At 73.5% G+C, this 7374-nt stretch carries 5 protein-coding genes; 1 reads left to right on the top strand and 4 read right to left on the bottom strand.

Features of this window, described 5'->3' with window-relative positions; genetic code table 11:
• A partial coding sequence (locus F8279_RS28485; protein WP_225853447.1) for a DUF4352 domain-containing protein occupies window positions 1–678 on the top strand: 678 nt, incomplete at its 5' end.
• A gap of 25 nt (window positions 679–703) precedes the next feature.
• On the opposite strand, the gene F8279_RS28480 is transcribed toward F8279_RS28485, so the two are convergent.
• The 4 genes from F8279_RS28480 to F8279_RS28465 form a co-directional block, all read right to left on the bottom strand.
• Window positions 704–4366, bottom strand: coding sequence for a SpoIIE family protein phosphatase (locus F8279_RS28480; protein ID WP_151501586.1), 3663 nt, complete (start codon window positions 4364–4366; stop codon window positions 704–706).
• Between the two features lie 204 nt (window positions 4367–4570).
• On the bottom strand, window positions 4571–5293 hold the full coding sequence (locus F8279_RS28475; protein ID WP_151501584.1) for a gamma-glutamyl-gamma-aminobutyrate hydrolase family protein: 723 nt from the start codon (window positions 5291–5293) through the stop codon (window positions 4571–4573).
• Window positions 5290–6057 (bottom strand): 3-oxoacyl-ACP reductase, encoded by a 768-nt coding sequence (locus tag F8279_RS28470; protein WP_151501583.1) that lies wholly within the window; start codon window positions 6055–6057, stop codon window positions 5290–5292. Before F8279_RS28470 ends, F8279_RS28475 begins: the two co-directional genes overlap by 4 nt.
• Window positions 6058–6062: 5 nt before the next feature.
• Complete coding sequence (locus F8279_RS28465; protein ID WP_151501582.1) at window positions 6063–7358, bottom strand: aldehyde dehydrogenase; 1296 nt, start codon at window positions 7356–7358, stop codon at window positions 6063–6065.
• Window positions 7359–7374: the final 16 nt, after the last annotated feature.

The raw sequence follows: 7374 nt of genomic DNA, 5'->3' as shown, positions 1-7374 counted from the left end.
CCGCCACCGCCCGGTCAGCCCGGCTTCGGACCGCCGCCGAAGAAGAAGTGGCTCATGCCGGTACTCATCGGTGTCGCCGTCGTGGTGGTGTTCTGCTGCGGTGGACCGGCCCTGCTCGCCCTGACCGGCGACGAGAAGAGCCCCGGCGCGGCCGGCAGCGGCGCTCCCGTCGCCCCCGCCGCTGACGGCGCCGGGCTGGCCCCGACCTCCGCTCCCACCTCGGCCGCCGCGCCGCCGCCGGCCAAGAGCGAGAAGCCCGCCGACGCGCCGAAGGCCTACCGGATCGGCGACAAGGTACGCGGCGGCGACTTCGAGTTCACCGCACACAGCATCAAGTGCGGCATCGCCAAGGTCGGCAGCGACTTCCTGAACAAGAAGGCCCAGGGAAGCTTCTGCCGGGTCGTCCTGACCGCGAAGAACGTCACCAAGAAGGCGAAGCTGTTCCACGCCGACGGCACCGTCAGCGCCCTCGACGCGACCGGCCGGGAGTACGAGGCCGACGGCGAGGCCGCGATCTACGGCAACGAGAGCGGCGAGGGTTTCCTCGACGAGATCAACCCGGGGAACGCAGTGAAGGCGAACGTCTACTTCGACGTACCGAAGGGGACGAAGCTCGTGAAGCTGGTGTTCGACGCCGGGCTCTTCACCCTCGCGGAGGACGCGGAAGTCACCCTCTAGGTGCCGCTGCGCCGCCGCGCCGGTGTCAGTCGGCCAGCCGGCGGCGCAGCGTCATCTCGGTGCCGTTCGCGGTACGGCTCACGGTCATCTCCGCGAGCGCCTGGATCAGCGTCAGCCCGCGTCCCCGGAAACTCGACCCGCTCGACTCCCGCCAGCGCCCGCTGTCCCGGATGGTCGCGGTGACCGTACGATCGGCGATCGTCACCTCGACCTCGATCGTCGGGTCCACCGGGTCGACCGGGTGCTCGATCGCGTTCGCCGCCGCCTCGGAGACCGCCACCGTCAGGTCGAACAGGTCGGTCTCGCCGACCTGGTGGGCGACGAGGAAGTCCTCCAGCCGCTTGCGGAGCACGCTGAGCCGGGTCGGGTCGGCGGGCAGGCGCAGCGCGAACCGGTTCAGCTCGGCCGCCTCCAGCGCGAGCACCGCCACGTCGTCGTGCCGGGACCGCCCGGCCACCCGCGCCATGACGGCGTCGACCAGGTCCGCCACGTGCGCGGCGCGCGCCGTCGCGTCGGCCCGCAACTGGTCCAGCCCGGCGTCGATGCCCGCGGACCGGTCCTCGATCAGGCCGTCGGTGTAGAGCAGAAGCCGGCTGCCCGGGGCGAGTTCTCCCTCGGCGGCGGGGTAGACGGCGCCGGGAATGGCCCCGATCGGCGGTCCGAGGGCCCGATCGTGCAGGAAAGCCACGTCGTCACCTCGGATCAGCAGGGGTGAGGGATGGCCCGCGCTGGCGTACCGGATGCGGCCGGTGCGCGGGGAGAAGCCGAGACAGACCACAGTGGCGAAGGAGCCGCTGCCGGCGGAGTGGACCAGCCGGTTGAGCCGGGTCAGCGCCTCGCCCGGGTCGTAGCCCTCCAGGACGTACGCCCGCAGCGCGTTGCGGAGCTGGCCCATCGCCGCGGCGGCCCGCACGCCCTTGCCCACCACGTCACCGATGACCAGCACCACGTCGTCGTCGGCGGTGGCCATCACGTCGTACCAGTCGCCGCCGACCTCCACGTCGGCGCTGCCGGGCAGATAACGGCTGGCCACCAGCGCGCCGGGCAACTGCGGCAGCGTACGTGGCAGCAGGCTGTGCTGGAGCGTGGTGGCGATGTGGTGCTCGGCCTCGTAGAGCTGGGCGTTCTCCAGCCGTACGCCGATCAACCGGGCCAGTTCGGTGAGCGCCGCCTCCTCGGTGCCGCCACCCTCCCGGCGCCACACGCGCAGCTCGCCGAGCTGCCCGCCGGAGGTGCCGGTGAGCGGCAGCACCAGAGTCGGCTCGGTGGGCAGGTCACCGCCGGCGTCCTCCTCGTGGCGGGCCCCGGTGGCGGTGACCCGGACCCGTCCGGCCTCGGCCAGGCGCAGCGCGTGCCGGGCGGCCACCCGGACCACCTCGGCGGTGGAACGGGCGCTGTTGATCTCCACGACGGCGTCGGCGAGTGCCCGTAGCCGGCGGATGATCTGCCCGCGCAACTGGCCCAGTTCGACGTTGGCCCGGACCCGGGCCACCAGCTCCTGGCTGGAGAACGGCTTGGTCAGGTAGTCGTCGGCGCCGGTGGAGAGACCGGCGACCTCCTCGGCGGCGCCGGCCCGCGCGGAGAGCAGCACGATCGGCACGTGCCGGGTGGCCGGCTCGGCCCGCAGCGCGGCGACCAGCCCGAAGCCGTCCAGCCGGGGCATCATCACGTCGGTCAGCACCAGGTCGAACGGGGTCTCGACGGCCAGCCGCAGCGCCTCCACGCCGTCCGGCACGGCCACCACCTCGTACGCCGGGGAGAGCAGCCGGACGACGTGCTCGCGCAGGTCGGGGTTGTCGTCGGCGAACAGGATCCGGCCGGACCCGCCCGGTGAGCCGGACGCCTCCGGCAGTCCGGTGGGCCGGGCGACCTCGTCGGTCCAGAGCGCCGTCTCGGCCACGTACAGGCGGGCCTGCTCCGATTCGCTCAGCGGAACCGGGGAGAGCGCGGCCACCCGGTCGGCGGGCAGGTGTGCGTACCCGAAGGGCATGGTCACCGTGAACGTCGTGCCCCGGTCGACGACGCTGTGCGCGCTCACCGTGCCGCCGTGCATCTCGACCAGCTCGCGGACCAGGGCGAGCCCGATGCCGGTGCCCTCGTGGGTACGCGAGCGGGCGCCGGCCACCCGGTGGAACCGCTCGAAGACCTGCGGCAGCTCCTCCGGCGCGACGCCGACGCCGGTGTCGGTCACCTCCAGGACGGCGGCCCCGTCGGCGGCGCGCGTCCGGACCCGGATCTCGCCGTCGAAGGTGAACTTGACCGCGTTCGACACCAGGTTGAGGACGATCTTCTCCCACATGTCCCGGTCGACGTAGACCGGCGCGGGCAGCGGCGGACAGTCCACCACCAGGCGAAGCCCGGCCCGCTCGGTGGCCGAGCGGAACGTGCTGGCCAGCCGGGAGGTGTAGTCGGACAGGTCGGTGGGCTGGTAGCGCGCGGCCAGCCGGCCGGACTCCAGCCGGGAGAAGTCGAGCACCGTGTTGACCAGCTTGAGCAGACGCAGCCCGTTGCGGTGCATGACGGTGAGCCGGTCGAGGTACCGCTCGGGCAGCTCCCGGTCCGCGAGCATCTCCTCCAGCGGCCCCAGCACCAGCGTCAGCGGGGTACGGAACTCGTGGCTGACGTTGGCGAAGAAGCTGGTCTTGGCACGGTCCAGCGCGGCCAGCTCGGCGGCTCGCGCGCGTTCCTGCTCGTGCGCCCGCTGCTTGCCCACCGCCCGGGAGACCTGCGCGGCGACGAGGTCGACGAAGTCGCGGTAGTCGTCGGTGAACGGCAGCCGTCGGGACACACCGAGCAGCAGCACGCCGGCCGGCTCGTTGGTGGCGGTCAGCGGCAGCAGGAGCGCCTGATCGGCGGCGTCCGGCGGCACCGCGCCGGGCAGGTCGGCGGTGGCGATCCAGCGCGCCTCGGTGAGCGGCTCGCCCTCGGGAAGGCCGGGCGGCGGGCCGGCGACGGTGGCCGGGTCCACGCCCGAACAGCCGCCCGGCACGAGCGTCCCGTGCTCATCGGGGAACCACAGCGCGCTGAACGGCACGTCGGCGCGATGGGCGTCGAGCACCCGAGTGACGGCCCGGCCCAGTTCGAGCAGGCCCGGCACGTCGCCCAGCTCGTTGCCCAGCTCGGCGAGGGCACGCAGCCGGCGCTCGCCGAGCACCCGTCCGGTGGTCTCGTTGACGAAGCAGAACACGCCGCCGACGGTGCCGTCGGCACTGCGGACCGGGTCGTACGAGATGTCGAAGTAGACGTCCTCCAGGAAGCCGTGCCGGTTCAGCACGAAGGGGTGGTTCTCGCCCCGGTAGGCCACGCCGGTGCGGCGTACGCCGTCCAGCAGCGGTCCGAGCACGTCCCAGGTCTCCGCCCAGTACCGGCGCGCCGACTGGCCGATCACGGCCGGGTGCTTGTCGCCGATGGTCGGCCGGTAGGCGTCGTTGTAGAAGGCGAGGTGCTCATCGCCCCAGAAGACGACGATCTGGGCGCGGGACGACAGCATGGTGCTCACCGCGTGGGAGAGCGCGGCGGGCCAGCGGTCCGGGCTGCCGAGAGCGGTGGTCGACCAGTCGAAACCGCGCAGCCGTTCGCCCATCTCGCCACCGGCGGCGAACGCCGCGGCCAGCAGCGGCGAAAGTGACGCCTCGCCGGCCGCCGGGAACGTCCGACCGTCGTCCCCGCCCCGCTGGGCCGAGCCCATGCAGCCTCCCGCTCCGGCCATGATCACGACGGTCGGCGCTGCTACGCCGACCGTCCCCGCCTACTACCCCGACGGACGAGCAACGTAACGCACTCGCCCTGGTAGACGCTGCTTACCTCCGCCACATCCTGGCGTAACCGGCGTGCCGGGGCGAGTCGGGCACTCCTCGCCGGTCGACCGGACCGCCGATTCGGCTTTCCTGACCTACGAAACGCCGGTGTGTGATCTGGCCGACGTCGCGGCCCGGACCAGCGCGGCCACCGGCCGCGGGTCGGCCTCGTTCTCCGGGTGCCACTGCACACCGAGCACGAAGCGCCGCGCCGGGTCCTCCACCGCCTCGACCACGCCGTCGTCGGCCCAGCCGGTGACCGCCAGGCCGCCGGGGTCGGCCACCGCCTGATGGTGGTACGAGTTGACCCGGTCCACCCCGGCCATCACCCGCCCGGCCCGGCTGTCGGCGGCGAAGCGCACCGGGTGCGACCCGTACACGCCCGGCGCGGGACGGTGCCCGCCGTGCCCGACCACGTCCGGCAGGTGCTGGTGCAGCACGCCGCCGTACGCCACCGCGAGCAGCTGCATCCCCCGGCACACGCCAAGGACCGGCAGGTCGGCGGCGAGCGCGGCGGTCAGCAGCGTCACTTCGCCGGCGTCGCGGTCCGGCCGGCTCTCGGTACGCGGGTCCGGCGGCTCGCCGTACCGCTCCGGGCCGACGTCCGCGCCACCGGCCAGCAGCAGCCCGTCCAGCAGCCCCAGCACGTCGGCGTCGGCGTCGTCAGGGGGCAGCACGACGGCCCGGCCGCCCGCCGCGGTGACCGCCCGGACGTACGCGTGCGGCACGAGCGTCGCCGGCACGTCCCGCCACACGGCCCAGCCGGCCGGCTCGACGTACGCGGTGATGCCGATGACCGGCCTTCTCCGAACGCTCATAGGGGAGTGACGTACGCGCCGGTGATGCCGCCGTCGACGACGAACTGCGCGGCGGTCATGAACGAGGCGTCGTCGCTGGCGAGGAACGCCACCGCGGCGGCGATCTCGGTGGGGTCGCCGAACCGGCCCATCGGCACGTGCACCAGCCGCCGGGCGGCCCGCTCCGGATCCTTGGCGAACAGCTCCAGCAGCAGCGGCGTGGCCACCGGCCCGGGGCACAGCGCGTTGACCCGGATGCCCTCGCGGGCGAACTGGACGCCCAGCTCCCGGGTCATCGCCAGCACCCCGCCCTTGCTCGCCGTGTACGCGATCTGCGAGGTGGCCGCGCCCATCAGCGCCACGAACGACGCGGTGTTGATGATCGAGCCCTTGCCCTGCCGGCGCATGTGCGGGATGACGTACTTGCAGCACAGGTAGACGCTCGTGGTGTTGACCCGCAGCACCCGCTCCCAGGCGTCCAGGCCGGTCTCCAGGATGGAGTCGTCGTCCGGCGGCGAGATCCCGGCGTTGTGGAACGACACGTCCACCCGTCCGTGCCGCTCGACCACCCCGTCGAACAGGTCGCGGACGGCCGTCTCGTCGGCCACGTCGGCGGCGACGAACTCACCGCCCACCTCCTGCGCCGCCCGGGTGCCGGCGTCGGCGTCGATGTCCACGCAGACCACCCGGGCGCCCTCGGCGGCGAAGCGCCGTACGGTGGCCAGCCCGATGCCGCTGCCCGCGCCGGTCACCACTGCCACCCGCTCGGAAAGCCGTCCCTGCACTGTGATCACTCCTCGGTGCCGATGAACACGTTCTTGACGTCGGTGAAGGCGTGCAGCGCGTCCGGACCCAGCTCCCGGCCCAGGCCGGACCGTTTCATCCCGCCGAACGGGGTCCAGTAGCGCACCGAGGAGTGCGAGTTGACGCTGAGGTTGCCGGACTCGACGGCGCGGGCCACCCGCACCGCGCGCCCGACGTCCCGGGTCCAGATCGAGCCGGAGAGCCCGTACTCGGTGTCGTTGGCGAGCCGGATCGCGTCCGCCTCGTCGTCGAACGGCAGCACCGAGACGACCGGGCCGAAGACCTCCTCCCGCCAGTGCCGGTCCGCCGGGGAACCGGCGAGCAGCACCGTCGGGGCGCACCAGAAGCCGGGGCCGTCGGGGCACGAGCCGGTGAAGGCCACATCCGCGCCGTCGACGTAGCCGGCGACCCGGTCCCGGTGCGCGGCGGAGATCAGCGGGCCCATCTCGGCGGTCTCCCGCGCCGGGTCCTCCACCCGCAGCGCCCGTACGGCCGGTTCAAGCAGTTCCAGGAACCTGTCGTACACCTGGCGCTGGACGAGGATCCGGGAGCGGGCGCAGCAGTCCTGGCCGGCGTTGTCGAAGACCGCGTACGGCGCGGTGGCCGCCGCCTTCTCCAGGTCCGCGTCGGCGAAGACGATGTTCGCCGACTTGCCGCCCAGCTCCAGCGTCACCCGCTTCACCTGGGTGGCGCAGCCGGCCATGATCCGGGTGCCGACCTCGGTCGAGCCGGTGAAGCAGATCTTGCGGACCGCCGGGTGGGTGACGAACCGTTCGCCGACCACGCTGCCCCGGCCGGGCAGCACGGTGAACACGCCGTCGGGCAGGCCGGCGTCGCGGGCCAGTTCGGCCAGGCGCAGCGCGGTCAGCGGGGTCAGCTCGGCGGGCTTGAGCACCACCGTGTTGCCGGCGGCGAGCGCCGGGGCGAATCCCCAGCCGGCGATCGGCATCGGGAAGTTCCACGGCACGATCACGCCGACCACGCCCAGCGGTTCGTGGAACGTGACGTCGAGCCCGCCGGGCACCGGGATCTGGTGCCCGGTCAGCCGTTCCGGGGCGCCCGCGTAGTAGTCGAGCACGTCGCGGACGTTGCCCGCCTCCCAGCGCGCGTTGCCGATGGTGTGCCCGGCGTTGCGCACCTCCAGCCGCGCCAGCTCCTCCAGGTGCGCGTCGACCTGGGCGGCGAACCGCCGCAGCAGCCGCGCCCGGTCCCCCGGCGCCACCCGACGCCACGACTCGAACGCGGCACCCGCCCGCGCGACAGCCGCATCCACGTCCCCCACCGAGCACCCCGGAACG

The sequence above is a fragment of the Micromonospora sp. AMSO1212t genome, from assembly GCF_008868145.1.
GTDB lineage: Bacteria > Actinomycetota > Actinomycetes > Mycobacteriales > Micromonosporaceae > Micromonospora > Micromonospora tulbaghiae.
The sequence above is the reverse complement of the archived record's forward strand: the minus strand, read 5'-3'. Positions and strand labels throughout refer to the sequence as shown.

Excerpts from the sequence above, each read along its gene's own strand:
- F8279_RS28480 (WP_151501586.1), bottom strand. The coding sequence starts at position 4,366 with ATGGGCTCGGCCCAGCGGGGCGGGGACGACGGTCGGACGTTCCCGGCG.
- F8279_RS28475 (WP_151501584.1), bottom strand. The coding sequence starts at position 5,293 with ATGAGCGTTCGGAGAAGGCCGGTCATCGGCATCACCGCGTACGTCGAG.